Below are 21,170 nucleotides of genomic sequence, written 5' to 3'. Positions count from 1 at the left end.
TTCTGATCGCCATGAGCAGTTCCCTCTCTCCCAAAGCGTCCCGCCCGTGTATAATGCGCGTTCCCTGCCACACAGTAAGCACGAACTATGGATTCACTACCTGATCGTTCTCTTGAATCGTTTGCTTATGAACGCCATGCGGCGCGGCTCATCCTCGTCCTTTATGTCGGTGGTGAGCGTTCACAAGGGCTGTTTGACGGCGAAACCTATTTGTTTGATTCCTTCACACGCTTAGGACGGTTCGATTTTTGGGTGCGCGAGCCTGGGCATCTTGCCCTTGCCCTGCTGGATGCGCTGAAATACAAGCCTGCCCGTCTCAGCGACCAACAAGACGCCCTACGAAGTATCCTTGATGGTCTGCTGAGGACAGCAAACGCCGAAGTTCACCGCGTTGCCCTGCCCGGCACAGCCTACAAGCCCTGGGGGATTTCTGGGGAAATGAACCTCATCCTAAGCAACCTCGCCAGCCGTGCGGTGATCAGTGATCGCCCCTCGTTCACGAAAGGCGGATCGCACCAGATTGTCCTAGAGACGCGGGGCATCGCCCTCGCTCACCAGATTTTGGCGGAAGCGCCTAGTTTTGCTTGGTATCATCAGCAGTGTCAGATCGTGCGTGATTTTTGGCATATCTTGGATTCCTATGATTTAGCGGCAATGCCCTACCTGGGAATGTCCCCTGTAGCTGCCGCCTCCACACCCCTTATTTCGGTGATTCAAAAACGCTATGACGAACAGTTCCAACAGTTCTAACAGTTCCAACCCGAAACCAAACGGGCTGAATGGGGTGCATGGGGCAGATGCTCTCCCCGCTGTGCGCTCCCTGATGCTCACCTTTGATCGGTTGGTGGCGGAGACGGCAGGGCAGCTTGCCAAAGACCATCCCCACATCACCCCGGAGATCATTCGTGATGTGTTGCAAGATGCCGGCGTTCATGAATATTTGCGCCAAGCCGTCCCCGAACCCAAAGGGCGCTTGCTGATCGAAAAATTGCGCATCTTGGGGGAAAAACGCCGCACAGAAAGCGGCGCCACACGCAAATTTGATTACCAGCGCGATCTCAGCACGGGATTGTGGGCATGGGTGGGGCAAAATGGATCGGGAAAATCCACGATCTTGAACGCCGTTGTCTGGGCGCTCACGGGGTCAGATAGTGGCATATCAAAGCGTATCCGGGGGTGGATTACCGATGTTATTGTCTGCTTTCGGATCGGCGGGGAGCAGTTTACCAGTCGGGTAAACCGCAGCGGCGAACTGATTAGCGGAGGGGTGTTCAGCGGCTATCATGACCTTGATCAGATTGATCTTGGCTTTGCCCCGCCCGTCTTGCGCTACAAAAGCCGTGATGAAATGCGCGATGCGCTTGATTCCTTCTTCATGACCCAATTAGGGATCACCTCGCTGCGTTGGACGGCACACGGCGCGGCAAAAGACGATCCTGACCTCCACGCTCACAGCACAACATGGCGCACCTATGCCCATGCTATCCAAATTGAGGACGACTCCTACGACGATCTGATCATCGATCCGCAAAAGGGCTACGGACGCCAAGATCGCAAGATTTTGGAAATGATGTTGGGCGTTGATCATGCCCGTGCTGTCGCTGAGATTCAGGTTCAGGCGGATTTTGCACGAGAGGCGTTTGGACGCGCCCGCGCCCGTGTCAGCGGCAAACAAGCGGGGATTGCTGAGCAAATCCTTCGTTTGGAGCAAGAACGTGCCGACCTTGAAGGGGCGCTTCAGATCATGCAGCACGAGCCGACGGCGGTTGAGGATGATTCTGCCCTTGTTGCCACACGAGAGCGCCGCGCATCCATTCTTGCCGAGCAAAACCGCCTGACGGAAGAAATTGCTGCGTTGCACACCCAACGGACCGAGGCGGAACGAGACATCCTTGACGCCGAACGGGAAAAGATAGCCCTGAAGGAACAAAGCGAGGTTCGCTACCTGATCAACAGCCTCGCCATCGTCCGCTGCCCCCACTGTGAGGCGCAGGTTGATTCCCCCGAACGGTTGGCAAAGGAACGCGATGAACACGTCTGTTTTGTCTGCCACCAACCCCTTCAAGCAGCACGCACCACCGGCGATGTAAAGGTCATTTTGGCAGAGCGTGATGAGGAAATTTCGGCGCTGAAGAAAACGCTGAAACGGATTACCGAGGATATCGCCTCGCGGGAGACGCTGATCAACGCCAAGCGAGAGGAAATCGCCCGCTTGGGAAAGGCGTTGGAATCAAGCGTTGATCAGGCGCGGCGAGGATTTACCGCCTCTTACGCCAATTTGCTCGTGCGAAAGGGGCAGATTGAGGGCAGTCTCGATCAACTTCAGCGCAGCCAAGCCGATGTGGAAGCCGAACAACGCGAGGTAGAGACGGCGGCGCTGTGGCATGTCATCCTACAAACCGCCGCCGGCATCGCCGACGAATCTGTTTACTCGATGTACCAAAACGTCTACAACGCGCTGACCGCCCTCGTCGTCCAATTGGCGACAGACTTCGGCTTGCCCGATCTGGAACGGGTGATCATTGACGAAAAGCGTTATGTGCGGCTTGTTCAAGGGGGAATTCATGTCGCCCATAACGATCTTGCCCGCAGTGAACGAGTCAAATTCAAGGTTGCCTTCCATCTTGCCCTGATGCTGATTCAAGTGCGGGCAGGGTTGGGGAAACATCCGGGCTTTCTGATCATTGATACCCCCGGCACCGCCGAGGTGGATAATGCCGACCTAATCGCCATGATGCGCGATCTGGTCAACATTCATGATGAGTTTGGCGATCAGGTGCAGATTTTGTTGGCGACGGCACGCGAAGAATCCCTTCAATTCCTGCCTAATGCGATTGTCCAACGCCCAAGCGGGGAAGGGACGTTTTTCTAGGGCTTGTGAGCCGTCCCGCTCCGTGAGGGGGACGACTCACCATAAATAGCTCAGGAGTCCCCGAACCCAAAGGTCAACATGCGTTTGGGGGCAGCTTTGAAGCGGATCGCCCCGTCTTTCTCCACGCCCATCACGCCGCCCGTTGGCGTCTCGTCCATGCGCAAGACAGCGACACGCCTAAAGGGGCGGAAGGGCGTCAGCGTGACATAGGCTGGCTCTACTCCCTCGTTCACCCCGCGCACAACCCACCCTGCGCCGCCCTCGGCGGGTTTCACCGCCATGATCCGAAATTTTTCTCCCTCCACCCGCACGGCATCATTGAGAGGCGACTCTCGCCCGCTGGCGAGGACAGCGGCATAAGCGGCGATATCAAGGCGCGGCGACCTGTCTCCCACATGAGCGTGAATTACCTCTGTCCACAAGCTGCGAATCAGTGCCGTCGGACGGGGAAAAGTCATTGGTAACGCACCATAGTGGGCGAGGACAGCGGCGGGTTCAATGACCTCGCGTAAGAGGCGTTCGCCCTCAGTGAAGGTGTGAGGCTGATTTGGGATGGCGAGCGGTGCGAGCGCTTCCGACTGTGTATCTCCCTGAATGGCGCGAAGAAAGGCGGGAGCATGGCTGAGGAAACGCTCGTCAGGCTTGGTGGGTATCGTGGCGTTCAAACTATCTAAAACACCTTCTTCCCATGCCAGATCAGCCGCTAGGTGGCGGCTGGTCGCTCCCGCCGTCCACTGTTCACGCGCACCGATCAGGGCGTTGAGGGAAAGCGCCCTCGCCACGATCAGGACTGTTCCATCATCGCCTTGCTGTTGGGATAAGAGCGGGAATACAGGCGACATGGTGGCGGTGTCCGCTGATGGGGTGAGCATAAGAAGGGTAGATTGTCCAAAGCCCGCTGCAATCTGGGGGAGTTCAGACGGCAGCGCCGAGAGGATCAAGGCGGGGTGAAACCGTCCGAAGGCAGCGGCGCTTTGTCCGCCCAAAAGAAGCGTCCGAATCAGCATCTCTGGGCTGAAGGTCGCCGTTGGCATGAGCAGCACCGGATTCAGGATCAAACGCCGCTGCCGAATCGCCATCTCGATCAGGGGGAAGTGTTCGGGGCGAAGGGTAAGGTAATCTTCCAGTCGGCGTGTGCCGCCAATGAGGGTGAAGTGCGTCAGCCGCGCATCGGACTCAAGGGTCTTTAGAATGGCATCGATCACCTGAATGCGGTGGAGACGTTCAGCCGCACCATCCGCGCGGCTGAGCGCCCCTCCCTCGGTGAGGATCACATGGAGGGCATGGCTGGCGTAGCGCCTCACGCTTCGTCTTGCCCATCCCCTCGCCCATCAAGGGATTCCGGCACGGCGCGGGGCAGCTTCAATTTGAGCGCCTTCACCGTCATCTTCACCGGACGGCGGCATTTTGGGCAAGGCATTTGGTAGGTGGTGTGTCCCGCCGCCTCTGCCTCGCTGATTGCCGCTTGGATTTCTTCCGTCTTCATCTGGATCAACTGACCACAGCTTGTACAGCGTGTTGAATACATGGTCGCGTGTCCTTTGTATATTTGCACTGTGGTGATTCTACCACAGCCCTCCGAAGGCTATGACGCCAGCGCCTGACCAGCAAGGGTGAGAATTTCCACATGAACGGGAATCTTCAAGTAATCGCGGCGGAGATCATCTTCTTCAATCTTGGCGAGACGTTCTTTCAGTTTTTCCGCCGCGTGGCTGATCACGTCAGCGGCACGAGGGTCGCCGCAGCGGGTGAGCAGCTTGCCGCCTTCCAGCAGCGCCCACGCCCCCTTGTAGCCCGGACTGAACTCCATCGCCTTCAACCGTTCATAGAGTTCCGTCAGGGCGGGGCGCACCTGATCGCTCTGCTCTTGCCCCTCTAAGGCGAGAAGGCGCACCAGAAAGGCAAAATCATTCGCTCCCATGTTTCTATCTCGTTCAATGGCGCTCACCTCTTCAACGTAAGGGAACACTTCGTCATAGCGCTTAAGCGCCAACAACACGCGCCCACTCAGGGAGAGCGCCCCGGCTAGTGTGCCGCTGGCGTTCAATTCACGGGCAAGCTGGATCGCTTCTCCCAAACTGGTGAGCGCCGTTTCATAGTCCCCCTCACAGTAATCGCTATACGCCCCTTCGGCAAGGAAAAATGCCTCCAACGTCCGCTCACCAATCTCGCGGGAAATGGCGATAGCATGGTTAGCATACAGACGCCCTAGCTCATTGCGCCCCACATCGAGCATCGCCATACCGAGGTTATAGAGCGAGATCGACTCGCCACGCTTGTTCCCAATGCTCCGTTGCAGATCGGCGGCATCCAGCGAATAGCGAATTTCCTGACTTAGAAAGCCGTGTTGCGAGGACACCGTTCCGAGGTTGTTGTAGGCACGCCCCATACGAAGGCGATCCGAGGCGCGTTTTGCCAGTACCAGCGCCCCCTCAAATGCCGTTAAGCTCCGTTCAAAATCAAGGTTTGCTGTCGTCATGCCAATCCCGTTGAGGGCGTCACATTGGGTTGCCCAATCTCCGGCGGCGCGGGCGGCGCTGAGTGCCTCCTCATAAAAGGGGAGCGCCTCGCTAATCCGTTGAGCATCGTAGCGCCATGCCCCCTGATTGTTCAGGCAGTGCGCCTGTTCATTCAGCCAGTCGCGCCGCTTGGCAATGGTGTAGCCCTCTTGAAAGCAAGCGTCTGCCTCCTCATAACGCCCCCGATGGTGGTAGCTCTCACCGAGGACGATTCGGGCGGCAATCTGCAAGCCATCATCATCGGGTGCTAACTGAATCGCATCAAGGGATCGCCCCTCGGCGGTGGGGTAATCACTGACCGAACCGGCGTGCTGCGCTGCTTTCAAGGCGGTGGTAGCGCGTTCTGCATCGCCTAGATAGGCGGCTTCCCCCGCCAGATCGCGCAGTATTGCCTCAACAATCTCTATGGCGCTGCGGCGCACACTCATGTTGACGCGCTTTAGGTGGAGGTCATAGCGGATGCGGTGATCGTCTTCAGGGGTCAGGCGCAAGGCATTGCCATAGTATTTGAGGGCATCGTCATGAGCAAACTGGGTCACCGAGGTATCGCCCGCCAACGTCCAGAATTCGCGGGCGCGGATGTGTTCTCCCCCCTCTTGAAGGTGGTACGCCAGCGCCGCGTAATGGGGTGTTAGATTCACCGCGTGCGCCTTTTCCAAGCCATCAGCGGCGCGGAGATGGAGCGCCGGACGGTCTTCCGCGAGAATCGTTTCAAGGCAGACTTCCCGCAGCTTGTCATGAGCGAAGCGCCAACACCCTTCTGCCACATCAAGAACACCCGCCTCGGCACAACGGCGCAGCCATTCCTGAACATCCCAAATTTCCCATGTCGGATGCGCACAGCGCAGCGCTTCCTCGTCTATGCCTCGCCCAATCAGCGCGGCGAGGGTCAGCACGAGGCGATCCGCCTCGGCAACGCGCTCCAAGCGCCGCGCTACCACCTGACGAATCCCCCCCGCGTAAACATGCGCGGGCAAAGTCATATCACGGACGCGCTCCAACCGTCCGGCTGCTTCTGCCAGCGCCCGGACAACCTCCACAAGAAAGAAAGCGTTCCCTTCTGTCTCACGGTTCAAAAGCTCTAAAATCGCCGGCTCATGACCCGCCTCGCCTAACATGAACGCCGTCAACGTCTCGATATGCTCTGGGCTAAAGCGTTGGAGGTGAATGACCTGTGGATGTCCCCCTCGGAGTGTCTCCGGCAGCTGCGGGGTTTCATCGTTGCGGTAATTTCCGACAACGAGCAGCGACTCTTTGGCAAGGCTGCCCCCTAGCCATGTCAGCAGATCAAGGCTGCCACTGTCCGCCCATTGCAAATCCTCCAAAAGGATCACCGCCGTCCCGGGCAAGCGCCGAAAGGCTTCGGTAAGCGTGGCAAAAAGCCGCACCTGCGCCGCTTTGCCTTCAGTGTGGGGCGCAGCGGAAATTTCCCGCCCTAAAAGGGAGGGCAAATCGGGAGCAATGGCGCATAAAATTGCCACCTCAAGATCGGTCAGATCAATGTAGAGTGCCACCCGGCGGATTACCTCTCGCCACAGCCCGTAAGGGATCACCCCTTCGCTGACCGCCTGCCCGCTCATGATCAACATTCCCCGCGCTGCGGCGGTGATCCGTATCTCGTTCATCAGGCGGGATTTTCCCACGCCAGATTCGCCGCCAATCAGCCATAGACCGCCTTTGCCAGCGTGGGCGTCGTTGACCGCATTTGTCAGCGCTTGCCGTTCTTCCTCCCGCCCCACAAAGCGGGATGCCTGAAGAAAGCTCTCACGGTGGGCGGCTGTTTCTTCTGGATAGGGCAAATCTGCCGCCTCGCACAGCTCAAGGATCGCGCTCAGGGACTCGGCATAACGGTCTTGAGGCGACTTTGCCAAGAGCCGCCCAACTACCCCTCGCAAGGATGGTGTGCGCAGACGATCCTTGCTCACTGGAGGGGAATCGTCTGTGAAGGGGATAATTTCAACGCTTTTGGCGGTAAGCACTTCAACCTTCAGCGCACTATCAGGAAGGGGCGAGAGGTCAGCCCCCAAATAGAGAACCTGATCGACGAAACGGGCAGTGCTGTCAGTATCAAAGGGGAATTTCCCGGTGAGCAGTTCATAGGCGATCACGCCCACTGCGTAGAGATCAGAGGCAGCGCTTGCCACCCCGCCGCGCAGCACCTCTGGCGACATATAGGCAAGCGTCCCTGCCCCCGCCTCAATATCTGCTCGGTGCGCCGCAGTCCCAAAATCCAAGACACGCAAGCGCCCTTCGCTGACGAGGATATTCCCGGGTTTTAGGTCACGGTGGATGATTCCATGCCGATGAAGGTAGACCAACGCCCGCAGCGTATCGATCAAAAGGGCTACCTTCCCGGTGACAGGGAGATCGCGCCCATAGGCGATCAGCGTTTGTGGGGCGTCTAAAAGTTCCATCGTGAAGAAGGGAGCGCCGGCGTCGTCAAAGCCATAATCAAGAATGCTGATGATGTTAGGGTGGCGGAGCGCGGCGAGGGTCTGAAATTCGCGGACGAGGATAGCGCGAAGGTCGGTTTCGCTGGCATCGCTGCCAACCTGCCCCCCATCAGGGAGGACGCGCTTGAGCGCTACAGAGCGCCCCGTAAGACGGTCATGCGCTCGGAAAACTGTCCCCATCCCGCCTTGCCCGATGGGAGCATCAAGGCGATAGCGGCGGGCAATGAGTCCTGAGGAAGCGGCTGATACAAGTGGTGTGGTCGTCATCGGGCGGCATCTCCCACATAGTCAGTGGGGATTGTAGCATGGACACGGCGTGGTAGGATTGCTGATTCATGAGCAACCCATTATCACTCTCCCCCATCCTCGCCGCACTCATTACCAAACGGCGCACCGCTGCCGAGATTCCCCCTTCCCTTTGGGGGGCGTTGATTGCCCACGCCGAACGCGAGGGGCTGCTCCCGATGCTTGTCTGGGCGGTCAAAACGACCACCCCTGACATCCTGAAAACGCCTGAGCTCGCCGCCGCCCCCGCTGCTGCCGTGCCGCATACAATCCGTTCGCTTGCCTTGCGCCGCGCCCAACACCGCCTTGAAACCGCGCTGCGGGCGGCAGCCATTCCCACAATCTGGCTAAAAGGGGCGGCGCTTGGTCTCACAATTTACCCCGACCCTGCGTTACGCCCGATGATCGATCTCGATGTACTTGTTCCTTTTGAGGCAATCGAAGGGGCGCTCAGGGCGGCGGAAGAGGTAGGCTTTCATCTTTATGAGGGCGGGCAAGGGACATTGGGGGTCATCGATAAGGCGGCAGTGGCGGCGCTCATGCACCATTATCAACTGAGCGATGGAACACTCTCGGTAGAGATTCACTTTACGTTGGTAAATGATCCTGCCCTGCTGAGCGCGAATGGGTTGGCGTGGTTCTGGATGCAGACGGCACAGATGGGCGGCTTCACCATCTTCAACCCGGAGGCATCGCTGCTGCATTTGGCTGCCCATCTGATCCTTCATGATCGTGAACAGGGGCTTGATTTACGCCATTTGCTCGACATTCACCTGCTTGTGGAACGCGGCATCGATTGGACAGCAGCAGCGGCGGGGGCAGCCCGCTTGGAGTGGACGTATGCCCTTGAACGGGCGTTACAGCACACACAAAGGGCTTTTGGGACGATCCTTCCCGAATCGATCTTTATCACCTTGAAAAACGAGCGAACGGCGTCGGAATGGGCGCGGCAAGGCAAGCTGATCAGTGGCGTAGAGGGTGTGGAACGGACGGCGCGGCGCTTAGGAAAGCTCTCCTGGGCGGCACGTGTCGCCTTTTTGCTGCGGGTAATCATCCCCCGTCAGGGCTATATTCGAGAGCGCTATCACCTGCCGCTGTTCAAAGGGTATCCGCGCTATTGGCAACACATGGTGGGGATCGCTTGGCGCTGGCTGCGCTATCGGTTGCGGCGCGGCTAGTGCCGCCCTTCTCAAGGTATCCCACCGTCTTACTCAGCCTGCACAATCCCCCCATCCTCCGCTATAATCGGGAAGACTCGCAACTGTACCCTACTGAGATGTTTCATGAATCATCTGCGGAATTTCTGCATCATTGCCCATATCGATCACGGCAAAAGCACCCTAGCAGATCGCCTTCTCCAAATTACGGGGACGATCTCCGAACGCGAAATGCAAGCGCAAGTCCTCGACAGCATGGACTTGGAACGCGAGCGCGGGGTGACGATCAAAGCCTCGGCGGTGCGCATGAACTACACCGCCCGCAATGGGCAAGCCTATATTATGAACCTGATCGACACCCCCGGTCATGTCGATTTCACCTACGAGGTCAGCCGTGCGCTGAAATCCTGTGAGGGGGCGCTGCTGGTCGTGGACGCCAGTCAGGGCATTGAAGCGCAAACATTGGCAAATCTCTACCTTGCCCTTGACGCGGATTTAGAGATCATCCCCGTCATCAACAAGATTGACCTCCCCGCCGCCCGCCCAGATGAGATCGCCCAAGAACTGGAAGACCTGCTTGGCATTAAAAAAGAGAAGATGATCATGGTCAGCGCCAAGACGGGGCTGAACGTGGCGGAAATTCTCGAAGCCGTCGTGGAGCGCGTCCCCCCCCCAAAGGGCGATCCCGATGCGCCGCTCCAAGCGCTGATCTTTGACAGCCACTACGACAGCTACAAGGGCGTGATTGCCTATGTTCGTGTCTTTAGCGGAACCTTGAAAACCCGCCAACCGCTGCGGATGATTGCGACGGGGGTTGAGTATGAGGCGGTCGAGTTTGGCGCGTTTAGCCCCACAATGCAGCCGCTCACCCAACTGAGTGTGGGCGAAGTGGGCTATATCGCCACTGGCTTGAAAACCGTCCGCGAATGCCGTGTGGGGGATACGATCACCCTCAAAAACCAACCCGCCTCCGAAGGGCTGCCCGGCTATTCACAGGCAAAGCCGATGGTTTTTGCGGGGGTCTACCCGGTGGATGCCGAAGATTACCCCGCCCTGCGCGAAGCGTTGGATCGCCTTCAACTGAACGATGCGGCGCTCGTTTATGAACCGGAAAATTCGCAAGCCTTGAACTTTGGCTTTCGCTGTGGATTCCTCGGCTTGTTCCACATGGATATTGTCCAAGAGAGGCTGGAACGGGAATACGATCTCGATATTCTGGTCACCGCCCCCAGTGTGGAATATCAAGTGAAACTGCGCAATGGGGACGTGGTGCATGTCGATAGTCCGGCACAAATGCCCGATGAGAGCCATATCATCGAAGTGCTTGAACCTTGGATGAAAATCAATGTGTTCATGCCCGATACCTACATCGGGGTGGTGATGGAACTCGTTACGAAGCGGCGAGGGAAATACCTGAGCATGGAATACCTCGATAAATCCCGTGTGAATGTCAGCTACCTGATCCCCCTGGCAGAACTCATCGTTGATTTTTATGATCGGCTGAAATCGGGGACAAAAGGCTATGCCAGTCTGGATTACCAGTTTGAGGGCTACCATGCCGATAAACTGGTCAAGATGGACATTCTTGTCAACAGCATCCCCGTTGATGCGTTGGCGATGATCGTTCACCGTGACGACGCCCAACACAAGGGGCAGCGCTTGGTCTCCAAGTTGAAAGAACTGATCCCGCGCCAGCAGTTTGTGATTCCCTTGCAGGCGGCAATCGGGGGGAAAATCATCAGTCGTGCCGATGTGAAGGCGCAGCGCAAGGACGTTCTGGCAAAGTGCTATGGCGGCGACATCACCCGCAAGAAAAAACTCTTGGAAAAACAGAAAAAAGGGAAGCGCCGCCTGAAGATGATCGGCAGTGTGGAAGTGCCACAAGAGGCGTTCATGGCGGTGTTAAAACTGGACGAGGAAGATTAGCGATCATGGGTTATCTTCCCCGTGTGGAGATGGCACAGCGCGTCCGCTGCATCATCCTCTTTCTGTTCTATCTTTTCATCGCGGGCTGTCGCACCTCGGCACAGCCCACCCCCACCCCAAGCGTTGATCTGCGCATCACGCTACACCCTTCAGCGCTGACGGTGGGCAAGGTCGATATGGTCGTTACCGTGACGGACGCCGGCGGACTGCCCCTTGCTGAAGGCAGCGTGACGATCACCGGCGATATGAGCCACGCGGGGATGGCGAAAGAGATCGGCTTCCTCAGCGGCGGAATTAAGGGGGTTTATAACGTCCCCTTCGAGTGGACGATGGGCGGCGATTGGTTTGTCGATGTCGTCGTGAAACTCCCCGATGGGCGAACGGCGTCGGAACGATTCACCTTCACCGTGACGAATTAGAGAGAGAGAAGGGAGGAACGGGCATGTCGATCACTGTGGTTCAAGGACACTCCCTCGATTATCTCCGTTGTGAGGAGATGCCTTCTGATTTAGCGCTCACCTTCCTTGATCCGCCCTTTAATCAGGGGAAAGACTACGCCGCGCATAACGACAACCTACCTGATAAAACCTATTGGCGCTGGATGACAGAGATGTGTTCGCTTACCCACCAACACACATTGCCCGGTGGAGCAGTCTACTTTATGCAGCGGGAGAAAAATACAGAGCGCGTTTTAGCCTGTCTGCGAGAGGCGGGCTGGACACTTCAAAATCTGATCATTTGGAAGAAGAAAACATCGCCTGTCCCCTCTACAGAACGTTACGGCAAAGCCTATCAGGTCATTGCCTATGCCACAAAGGGCGTCAAAAAACGAGTCTTTCATCGCTTGCGCATCGCCCCACCGCGCCTTGCCAACGAAAAATATGAGCGCGAAACGGGCATGTACGTTACCGATGTGTGGGATGATATTCGAGAACTGACCTCAGGCTATTTTGCTGGCGATGAGGCAATCCGCCGCCCAAACGGAGAGCGTTTCCACAAACAGCAAGCGCCCCTCGCCCTCTTGGTATGCCTTATCCTGTCCTCTAGCAAGGTGGGTGATCTCGTCTTTGATCCCTTCGCTGGAACAGGGACAACCCTTATCGCGGCAAAACAGCTTGGGCGACGGGCGCTTGGCGTTGAACTTGATCCTGAAAATACTGCCCTCATCCATGAGCGGTTGAATTCCCTGCGCCCTGCCGATGCGATAAACAAACTTTACGAGAGTTACCAGCACACCGAAGGTCTCGCTGAAATCTGGGGACAGGCTTTAAAATGTTGATAAGGCTAAGTTCAGCCCTCAACTGACCGCCTTCTTCACCAGTGCGGCGATTTTTGTCTCCTCAGCGGCGTTCAACGCCTTCAGCGCGAAGGCAACCGACCACAGATCACCTTCATCGAGGTTTGCCTTGTCGCTGAAGCCGAGCGTCGCGTACCGCGTGTTGAACTTCAGGGCGCTTTGGAAGAAGCAAACAACCGCACCGTCCTTGTTAGCATAGGCGGGCATCCCATACCAGAGTTTCGAGGAGAGCGTTGGTGCGTTCGCTTTGATGATTACATGGAGGCGCTCAGCGAGAGTGCGATCTGGTTCTGGCATCTCAGCAATTTTTGCCAGCACCTCGCTTTCTGCGCCGGCTTTGCCCCCACGTGCGGGTGACTTTAGCTCCTTCGCACGCTCTTTCATCGCGGCGCGTTCTTCGGCGGTGAACCCCTTGTCCTTCTTGCTCTTTGGGGTGGTGTTCTGCGTGGCGTCGTTTTTTTTCATAAGATGTTCCCCTCTCTACCAACTCTCCAAGAACGGCACTTCCCCTTCCCCCTGCACAAGGCGGGGGTATTTTGGTTTGTGCAGACGGGCGATCTCTGGGCGTAGGTCGTGGTGATCGCTTTCCTCGAAACTGATATTTTTCCGCACGATGCGCCGGTCTGGTTTGGCGAATAAAATTACATCCGATTCAATCATCCGTCCAGGGTAAACAACCATCCCCGATCCAATGCGGCAGTTATGCCCAACGCAACTCCCTAACACGGGCTGTCCCACGCGCTCTCGCGTGCCATCCATCGCCTCCACTTCCAGCGGTTTTGGCAGCAGGTTGTAATCGGTGAAGGTTGACCCCGCGCCGATGAAACTCCCTCGCCCAATGACACACATCTGCAAACAGGTATTCTGGGCAACGATGCAGTGTTCCATCAGCACGGTGAGGTACAGCGACGCCCGGAAGGGGATGAAACAACCGTCTCCGATCACGCTCAGCATAAGCTGTGAGCCTTGATCGATGTTGACGTTATTCCCGATATAACAGTTTTGGATGACCACCCCTGCCCCAATGGTGACGTTATCCCCAATGAAAGCGGGACCCTGAATAATCGCCGTCGGGTTGATCGTGCAGTTGCGCCCCACATGGACGAGTTCCGCGCTGGAGAGAAGTTGGGTCTGCTCGATCAGCGCCCGCATCAACACCTTCAGGGTGAACAGATTGCTGTTCTTTTGCTTGTGTTCAAAACGATGTCCGATGGAAAAAATCCCCATCGGAACATTGGCGAAAAACAGGTGCAGCCAATGCTCCACGCTGATGATTGTCCGCTTCGTCATCCAATGCGTCAGATCACCCCGATTGCTCATGTAGTCGGGAACGGAATAAAATCCGACTTCTTCGGAGTCCAGCTTCATATGGAGCGGGCTAATCGGGGCGCCGGGCTGGTAGCCTCGCGGGAAATACCACAGATCAAAGAGGTAATAATCAACCTCCTCGCGGGTATGACCGCTGCGCACAATGCCATTTTCCGATTTCTTGTTCACTGCCTGAAGATTCCGCGCCAGCGGCAAGCAGTACGTGGCAAACGCTTGATCCGTCTCGGTAGAACGGATGGCAACCCGACAGGGGACAGCCGCTTTCCGCGCCGCTTCCACAAAATCGTTCACGAAATCGGCGTCAAAGTAGAGGTTATCACGGTAAACGATGATCTCCTCTGGCGTGGTGGGGAGATCGTTCATTGCCTCTATGGGGACTTCGACTTCGCAGTAGGGGGCAAGGTTATCTCGCTGTGCCAACCAAATTGGCTTGTTCAGCACGTTTAGTTCGCGGGCGGGCTGGTTGAAGGGCGCGATATGGGCGCTCTCATGAAGGACATAGCGCTTAATTTTACTCATCGTGCAACTACTCACCTTGCCGGACGGCGTTTGTTCCCGTATTGTATAGCATATCCAAGAAAGGTGAAACCATATGCTGAATGCCCAGATCAACGCCTTGCTCACCGACCTCTACCAATTGACGATGATGTCGGCATATTTCAAAACAAACCAACACCGCCGGGTCGTCGCCTTTGAGTATTTCTATCGTACTGCCCCCTTTGGTGGGTTGTACGCCGTCTCTGCTGGCTTGGATCAGGTCATTCAATACCTTCAGACGCTTCGCTTCACCGAGGCACACCTCGCCTATCTACGCCAGACGGGGTTGTTTGACGATGCCTTCCTCGCCCATCTTGCTGCGCTGCGGTTCACCGGATCGCTCTCCGCCATGCGCGAAGGGGAAGTGCTGCTCCCCGGCGTCCATGGCGTGAGTGTCATCGCTGCCCTCGAAGAAGCCCAGTTGATCGAATCCGCCCTCCTGACACTGCTGAACTTCCCCACCCTGATCGCCACCAAAGCCAGCCATGTCAAATTCAACGCTGAGGATAAACCGGTCTTAGAGTTTGGGCTGCGGCGGGCGCAGGGCGTCGATGGCGCGTTAACTGCCTCCCGCGCCGCGTACATCGGCGGGGCGGATGCCACCAGCAATGTCCTCGCTGGCATGGAATTCGGTATCCCCATTGCCGGCACACACGCCCACAGCTATGTCATGTTTTACCCCGATGAACGCGATGCCTTCCAGCATTACGCCGAAATCTTCCCCCAAAATGCCCTCTTTTTGGTCGATACCTACGACATTTACGAAGGGCTGCGCAATGCCATTCAGGTGGCGGCGGACATGCGCGAGAAAGGCTTGCAAGCACGAGGCGTGCGCATTGACTCCGGCGATCTTGTCTATTGGTCGATTATTGCCCATGTTTTGTTTGAGGCAGCGGCGATGCCTACCTTGCGCATTGTCCTCAGCAACGACCTTGACGAGCGGAAAATCGCCATGATCCACAATGAAATTCGGCGTAATGTGCGCGATGAGGGCTATTTGCGTGAAATCGCGCTCCAAGTGGGTTTTCCCATTGAAAAAATCGCTGCCGAGGCGGTCATTGATCGGCTCAGCTTCGGGGTGGGGACGGAACTCGTCACCGGCGGGGATCAGTCTGCCTTAGGCGGAGTTTACAAACTTGTGGCGGTGGCAGAGGGTGAGTCGCCCAACCAATTATGGCTCCCCCGTGTAAAACTCTCTGCTCAACCGGAAAAGGTGACGAATCCGGGTCTGAAAAAGGTCGTTCGGCTCACCCGCAGCGGCTTTCATGTTGGAGAGCTTATTTGTCTCCCAGAGGAGGTAATCGAGCCGGGGATGAAAATCTTGGGCGTGAATCCGAAAAACCCTCTCCAGCAAACGCTCTACCAGAATTTCGATACCGTCGAGACGATTCATGTCCCCATCTTCCAAAATGGGCAGTTGGTCTACACCCCGCCATCCCTGCCAGAGGTAAAGGCGTATGCCCGCCAGCGGTTGAAATCGCTGCGGTTGGAAAGCCGCCGCTTGGATAACCCCCATACCTTGAAGGTCAGTCTCACCGAGAGTTACTGGCAGTATAAGCAGATGGTCATTGAAAGCGTGCGCTAAGGCACGCGCCCTTTCACCCCCCGTGAACAACGCTCTGCGGGTTGGTGTTCGCCCCACACAAAACGACCCCGATTCGTTCATCAGATCGGGGTGTGTAATATCCCCCTAACAGTGCCGCCAATGCCGCCGCCCCACCCGGTTCCGTGACGATCCGCAGCGAATCCCAAAGGGCATACTGCGCCGCTTGAATATCGGCATCTTTGACGAGGATCACCCGATCCACATACCGTTTGGCAATGGCAAAGGGAAGATCGCCCACGCGCCGCGCCCCTAAGGAATCGCGGGCGATTCCCTCCGGCGCAATCTCCACGTCAACGGGTTCACCCGCCGCCAATGCCGCTGAAAGCGATGGGGCGCTCTCTGGCTCAACGCCGATCACGCGGGCGCGTCCGGCATACCAAGCGGCAACGCCGGCAATCAACCCCCCCCCGCCAACGGCAACAAAGACTGTCTCAAGGTTTGGCGCTTGCCCATCGAACTCCCGTCCGAGCGTTGCCGCCCCTGCCAATACATCCGACTGGTTGTAGGCATGGACGATGAGCGCCCCTGTTTGTTTGGCGCGTTCCATGCTGGCAGCAAAGGAATCGGCATAAAACGCCCCAACGACATTAACTGTTGCCCCGTACTCTTGTAGAAGGCGAATCTTTGCCGGAGGACACACCTCTGGAACAAAAATTTCGGCGGGGACACCTACCCTTCGGGCGGCATAGGCAACAGCCGCCCCATGATTTCCCCCTGAGGCAGCAATGACTCCAGCGGTGGGGATTGCTCCTGCCGCTTGCGCCATAAGGATGCGGTTGAACGCTCCCCGCGCCTTGAACGACCCCGTATGCTGTAAAAGCTCCAGCTTGAATACCGCCTCACCAAGAGTCCAGTCTCCTTTACCGGGGGCGATGACTGGAGTCTGTCGAATGTAGCCGGCGATCCGTTCGGCGGCGGCGTCAATGGCGCTGTGGGGAAGGTCAAAGATCATATCTTGCAGTACCCTCACTGGTTGGGCGGCAACCAGCCTTCTTACAAGAAGGGCGGGCATCGTTCGTTTACCCCTTGATCACCACCCCCTAGCCCATCGGCAAGTATATCGTGATAAGCGGGGCTGTCAACCACTAAGGGGTCAATCTCCTTGAAAAATGCTGTAGGGAAAAGGATCCTCGCTGCCCCGAATGGGATGTGACCTAAAGAGATGTCACCCCAAGCGGTAGGTATTGGCATAACGGACATGGTTCACCCACCCGTTCACGCTGGCGTCTAATTCGGCAAAGGGAATTGCCCCCGTCCGGTAAAGGCGGATGTTTCGCACAAAACGACGGGTGAATTTTACCGTATTTCGCGGCTTGAGCTGACGATGGGTAGGATAGACGATGAACCCCAACCATGGAATCCCATGGTTGACTTACCCTCCGCACCTCGTGCGCGAGTACGGGGCGTAACATCCGCTGATTGCAGGTGATGCCTCGATGTGTAGGGATGCCCCCTGGGGCATCCCTACAGCGCATCCCCGTAGGGGCGATCCCATAGGGTCGCCCGTCTTTCCCCCCCTCAGCCCCTTTGCGAGAGAGGTGCCAGGGGGTGAGGGCAGCGACGAAACGCCTCATTGGATTAACTGGATTTAGAACGCGCAACCTTGTGAAAAATAGTGCGTATAGAGATATATAAGGCAGTTATCGAAAAGGAATGACGCGCAATGCCCGCCAAGAAAACCCCTAAAACGCCTAGCGAACCAAAGATGGAGGGGAAAACGCCAAAGACGACGGCAGCGCGGAAGAACCCTGCAACGCAAACAGCCAAGACGGATACAAACACACTAAAACCAACAGAAAAAGGAACGAACGAGATGACAGACATGGTGAATGATCTCAAAGAGCGGGCAGAAACTATGGCGAAAAATGCCCAAGAAACGGTCAACAAAGTGAGTGCCGACGCCACCGAAACCGCCGGGAAGGTTGTTGGGGAGGTCAGTGAGGCGGCGGCAAAGGTTGCCGATCAGGTGAAGGACACGGCGACGAAAGCCGCCGATCAGGTCAAAGAGACGGCGGAGACCGTCCGCGAAAAAGTGGGCGAGGCGTTCGGCAAAGAGACCCCCATCGGCGGCTTTATGCACCACCAGCGCTTGGCACTTGATTCGCTGTGGAAGGCGTTTCAGGCATTGATCCCGGAGGATTTTAAGGCACATTCAGCCGAAGCGCGTAAGCAGTTCATCGAGGCGTTTCAAGCCCTGATCAGCGGGGCGCGTTCGGCGCTGGAAAAGATGGAGCAGGAAGACAAGGCAGCCGACGCCAACGCCGAAGATCGCCCTAGCACGACGGGCAAGAACAAGGTCAAGGTTGAGTTAGATTAACCCCCTTCTCGCCTTGCCTAAGCAGAATTCCGGCTAAGCGACACTGAGGGGCGCATCCCCCGGCGCCCCTCCCTATTTTCACCTATCTTCACATGTCCTCAAACAGGGGAAGTTTCTCGGTTTTCACGCGCTGCCGCCCCATAATGACTGGCATCTTGCCGCGCAGCGTGATCGCCGTCCGATCAATCGCCTCAATCGGTTCGGGAATCAGGTAATGCGGCGCGATCTGCTCCCAATCGGCATCACGGAGCGTCACAATCCCTTCCAGAAAATAGCTCACCCATACATCCTCAAGTTTGGAAACGGGCGCTTCCTGTGCCAACTTTCCCTCAGCGGCGCGAATGTATACATCGCTGAGTTCAAAGCCAATGAACTGCCGTCCTAAGCGTTTTGCTGCAATCGCCGTTGTTCCCGTCCCCGAAAAGGGATCCAAGACCACATCCCCTTCATGGGTAGACATCAAGACGATCCGTTCCATGAGGTGGATCGGCAGTTGGCAGGGGTGTTCATCGCGGTATTTGTTATGCTTGACGCGGTGAATGTCCGTCCACACATCGGAAAGAAGGGGGCCGAAGGGGTGCAGTCCGGCTTTTTTTCCGCCGTAGTCTTTATGCAAATAGCCGCACTTCCGACAGCGCTTGTGAGGCTGCCGAATCTCATAAAATGTCGCCTGCTGCGGGTCTTTGACGTAATACAAAATGCCGTAATGACTCGGCTGGAGCGATTTTCCCATCGGTGAGGTGGGGGCATCCCAGGCGATCCAATGCTTGAAGTGCGCCACACGATTCAAAAACCCCGCATAGTAGGTCAACCATTTGGGAATGTTGTGAACAAAGATCGATCCCGATGGTTTTGTCACGCGCACCATCTCGCCAAGCCACATCTCGCACCACGCAAGATAGTCTTGTAAGACAAGGTTATCACGGGTGCTGGTGTATTTCTTTTTCAGGTTAAAGGGCGGATCGGCAAAGGTGACATCGATACTGGCATCGGGAATTTTTCGTAGGAGGTCAAGACAATCGCCCTGTGTGATTTTGTTCAGAAATGGCTCAAGCATGACCACCACCTTTACGGATTAACAGTTCGCGGAAACGCTCCAATTCATCAGAATGAAAGGTAAACACATCGTCAAAAGCAGAAACCAACCGCGCCAGATCACCGGGGCGCACCAACCACCCAATGCCATCAACAAAACCAATGAAGGTGACCGTTGGGTAGTGCGTTTTCAGCAGGGCGCGTAGACCAATCTCGGTTTTTGATTTATCGCCTTGCCCTGAACCAGTTGTCACTAAAAATGAACTCTCAATGATGATTGTAGGTTTTTTCTTGTTAGGAATGATGAAATCGAGGGTACGTTTCTTGAACTGCTCATATTCTATAAATAAAGGCAAGTCACCCTTCTCAAAGGTTAAATGGCAGTTCGTAATGGCTATCTCAATGAGCCGTTCAGCATTGTACTGGCTCTTGCCCGCACGCGATCCTTTTTCTTTGTAGCGCACGAGGGTATCAACCAATTCTGAGGGATCAAAACTCAATTTGCGCACACTCAGTTTGCGCAGTTCAAAGGCGGGAACTTTTCCGGCTAAGAAAGGGAGTGTAGACCCCTCGAAGAACAAGTTGGTGATTCCCTAATGCCCGTGAGTGCTAGCAGCGCCCGCAGCCCATGTTCATTCTCCTCCAACAGGCGAAAAATGACTTCCCGCCGCACGCTCCCGGCGGCGGCGATCTCATTCTTCAAATTCAGGAGTGTATCGACCAACGCTGTGAGGTGCGTTTCGTAACGCTCATCAGCCTCGGCATCAGTCTGAAAATAGGTATTCCTTGTTAAAACGGTTCGCTGCTTGTCGTCGGTGGAACGCATGGTTACTCGCTATAGCCATTCCTAAACGTATCGATCAGCAGCTTCACATCATCGCCCAACGGGTAGAGGATGGGGCAGGTGCAGCCCGCCGCCACGTATTCGCGCACCTTTGCCCGACATTCTTCCGGCGTCCCGCTGGCGGTGATCAACTGGACGACATCATCGGGGACGAGCGCCATCGCCTGCTCAATCTGTTCCTCAGTGGCAGGCCAAGTCAGCACGTGCCCGATCTCGTCCAGAAGTTCCTGGCTCACCCCGCTTGCCTTCATGATGTGCGGCTGCTGCCCTAGATACTGGGTGACCAGCTTGCGGGCGTTATCCAGCGCCCGTTTGCGGTCATGATCGACACTGGCAACCACCAACTGCGGGCGATCAATGGCATCTAAACGCCGTCCGCCAACCTTCGCCCCCTGTTCCAATGCCGCCAGCGCCTCGCTGTTATAGGCGGGCGAAACGAGGTAGTTCAAGACGACCCCATCGGCAATTTCCCCGCTGAGCGCCATCATCTTCATCCCTGTTGCCCCCACGTAAATGGGGACGTTACGCGGGGTGCGCCGCCCATGCACAATATCCAGTTCAATATTTGTTACGTTGACGAACTCGCCGTGAAAGGTGACGCGCTTCATCGCCAACAGATCGCGCACGACAGTGATCACCTCGCGCATGGCAAGCAGCGGCTTCTCGCGCTTGATCCCGACGTTCGCTGCCAGCGGGTCCCACCACGCCCCAATCCCGCATAAAATCCGATCTGGGGCAAGATCATCCAGAGTCAGGTAGGTCGCCGCGATGAGCGCCGCGTTGCGCGTCCAATTGTTGATCACCCCCGACCCCACCTTGATCCGGCGGGTGGTGGCGGCAAAGGCTGCCATTGGCACAATGGCATCACGGACAAGGCGGCTCTCAGCCTGCCAGATTGCCTCAAAGTTAGCATCCTCCGCATATTGGACATAGCCTATTGCTTCGCGCAAATCATGGGCATCTTGCAGATAGAGGGCAACACGATCCGGCATA

At 56.6% G+C, this 21,170-nt stretch carries 18 protein-coding genes; 8 read left to right on the top strand and 10 right to left on the bottom strand.

The genetic code is table 11. From position 1 onward, the window contains the following. The first annotated feature begins 87 nt into the window (after nt 1-87). Entirely contained in the window at nt 88-750 is a 663-nt protein-coding gene (locus tag HS103_11945; protein ID MBE7513508.1) for a hypothetical protein, read from the top strand. Continuing rightward, nucleotides 725-2,872 (top strand): AAA family ATPase, encoded by a 2,148-nt coding sequence (locus HS103_11940; GenBank protein ID MBE7513507.1) that lies wholly within the window; start codon nt 725-727, stop codon nt 2,870-2,872. The genes HS103_11945 and HS103_11940 overlap by 26 nt, the downstream gene beginning before the upstream one ends. 50 nt (nt 2,873-2,922) lie before the next feature. Here HS103_11940 and HS103_11935 read toward each other — a convergent pair whose 3' ends face one another. Genes HS103_11935 through HS103_11925 form a run of 3 tightly spaced genes read right to left on the bottom strand, consistent with a single transcriptional unit; the run spans nt 2,923 to nt 8,111 of the window. Beyond that, on the bottom strand, nt 2,923-4,176 hold the full coding sequence (locus HS103_11935) for a hypothetical protein (protein ID MBE7513506.1): 1,254 nt from the start codon (nt 4,174-4,176) through the stop codon (nt 2,923-2,925). Further along, a complete protein-coding gene (locus HS103_11930) occupies nt 4,173-4,400 on the bottom strand; it encodes a hypothetical protein (protein MBE7513505.1) in 228 nt (75 codons plus the stop codon). The genes HS103_11935 and HS103_11930 overlap by 4 nt, the downstream gene beginning before the upstream one ends. A 57-nt stretch (nt 4,401-4,457) precedes the next feature. Beyond that, a complete protein-coding gene (locus HS103_11925) occupies nt 4,458-8,111 on the bottom strand; it encodes an AAA family ATPase (GenBank protein ID MBE7513504.1) in 3,654 nt (1,217 codons plus the stop codon). 68 nt (nt 8,112-8,179) lie between these two features. On the opposite strand from HS103_11925, the gene HS103_11920 reads away from it, so the two are divergent. From HS103_11920 to HS103_11905, 4 genes are all read left to right on the top strand, one after another. Further along, the gene (locus tag HS103_11920) at nt 8,180-9,307 is read left to right on the top strand and encodes a nucleotidyltransferase family protein (protein MBE7513503.1); all 1,128 of its coding nucleotides are present in this window, start codon (nt 8,180-8,182) and stop codon (nt 9,305-9,307) included. 105 nt (nt 9,308-9,412) lie between these two features. Beyond that, a complete protein-coding gene (lepA, locus tag HS103_11915; GenBank protein ID MBE7513502.1) occupies nt 9,413-11,212 on the top strand; it encodes an elongation factor 4 in 1,800 nt (599 codons plus the stop codon). Nucleotides 11,213-11,217: 5 nt separating this feature from the next. Continuing rightward, nucleotides 11,218-11,631: a FixH family protein gene (locus tag HS103_11910; protein ID MBE7513501.1), complete on the top strand. Its 414-nt coding sequence runs from the start codon at nt 11,218-11,220 to the stop codon at nt 11,629-11,631. Nucleotides 11,632-11,654: 23 nt separating this feature from the next. After that, nucleotides 11,655-12,491 (top strand): site-specific DNA-methyltransferase, encoded by an 837-nt coding sequence (locus HS103_11905; GenBank protein ID MBE7513500.1) that lies wholly within the window; start codon nt 11,655-11,657, stop codon nt 12,489-12,491. Nucleotides 12,492-12,509: 18 nt separating this feature from the next. Here the strand turns inward: HS103_11905 and HS103_11900 are convergent, their stop codons facing one another. Both HS103_11900 and HS103_11895 read right to left on the bottom strand, forming a co-directional pair. After that, on the bottom strand, nt 12,510-12,974 hold the full coding sequence (locus tag HS103_11900) for a DUF1801 domain-containing protein (protein ID MBE7513499.1): 465 nt from the start codon (nt 12,972-12,974) through the stop codon (nt 12,510-12,512). A gap of 15 nt (nt 12,975-12,989) precedes the next feature. Next, nucleotides 12,990-14,357: a multidrug transporter gene (locus tag HS103_11895; protein ID MBE7513498.1), complete on the bottom strand. Its 1,368-nt coding sequence runs from the start codon at nt 14,355-14,357 to the stop codon at nt 12,990-12,992. A gap of 73 nt (nt 14,358-14,430) precedes the next feature. Here HS103_11895 and HS103_11890 point away from each other — a divergent pair, with 73 nt between their 5' ends. Continuing rightward, the gene (locus HS103_11890; protein MBE7513497.1) at nt 14,431-15,960 is read left to right on the top strand and encodes a nicotinate phosphoribosyltransferase; all 1,530 of its coding nucleotides are present in this window, start codon (nt 14,431-14,433) and stop codon (nt 15,958-15,960) included. Nucleotides 15,961-15,973: 13 nt separating this feature from the next. Here the strand turns inward: HS103_11890 and HS103_11885 are convergent, their stop codons facing one another. Next, nucleotides 15,974-16,933 carry a threonine/serine dehydratase gene (locus HS103_11885; GenBank protein ID MBE7513496.1) on the bottom strand — a complete coding sequence of 320 codons (960 nt, stop codon included), beginning with the start codon at nt 16,931-16,933 and terminating at the stop codon, nt 15,974-15,976. A gap of 711 nt (nt 16,934-17,644) precedes the next feature. Between HS103_11885 and HS103_11880 the strand changes: the two genes are divergently transcribed. Further along, nucleotides 17,645-18,298 carry a hypothetical protein gene (locus HS103_11880; GenBank protein MBE7513495.1) on the top strand — a complete coding sequence of 218 codons (654 nt, stop codon included), beginning with the start codon at nt 17,645-17,647 and terminating at the stop codon, nt 18,296-18,298. Between the two features lie 88 nt (nt 18,299-18,386). Here the strand turns inward: HS103_11880 and HS103_11875 are convergent, their stop codons facing one another. The 4 genes from HS103_11875 to HS103_11860 all read right to left on the bottom strand — a co-directional run bounded on the left by HS103_11875 (nt 18,387) and on the right by HS103_11860 (nt 21,169). Continuing rightward, nucleotides 18,387-19,355, bottom strand: a complete 969-nt coding sequence (locus HS103_11875; protein ID MBE7513494.1) for a site-specific DNA-methyltransferase — start codon at nt 19,353-19,355, stop codon at nt 18,387-18,389. Next, nucleotides 19,348-19,677 (bottom strand): hypothetical protein, encoded by a 330-nt coding sequence (locus tag HS103_11870; protein ID MBE7513493.1) that lies wholly within the window; start codon nt 19,675-19,677, stop codon nt 19,348-19,350. Before HS103_11870 ends, HS103_11875 begins: the two co-directional genes overlap by 8 nt. A gap of 203 nt (nt 19,678-19,880) precedes the next feature. Beyond that, nucleotides 19,881-20,159 carry a hypothetical protein gene (locus HS103_11865; protein MBE7513492.1) on the bottom strand — a complete coding sequence of 93 codons (279 nt, stop codon included), beginning with the start codon at nt 20,157-20,159 and terminating at the stop codon, nt 19,881-19,883. A 2-nt stretch (nt 20,160-20,161) separates the two neighbouring features. Then, the gene (locus HS103_11860) at nt 20,162-21,169 is read right to left on the bottom strand and encodes an LLM class flavin-dependent oxidoreductase (protein MBE7513491.1); all 1,008 of its coding nucleotides are present in this window, start codon (nt 21,167-21,169) and stop codon (nt 20,162-20,164) included. Between the last annotated feature and the right edge of the window lies 1 nt (nt 21,170).

It is taken from the genome of Anaerolineales bacterium, assembly GCA_015075625.1.
GTDB lineage: Bacteria > Chloroflexota > Anaerolineae > Aggregatilineales > UBA2796 > UBA2796.
This window is presented reverse-complemented; position numbering and strand designations above follow the sequence as displayed.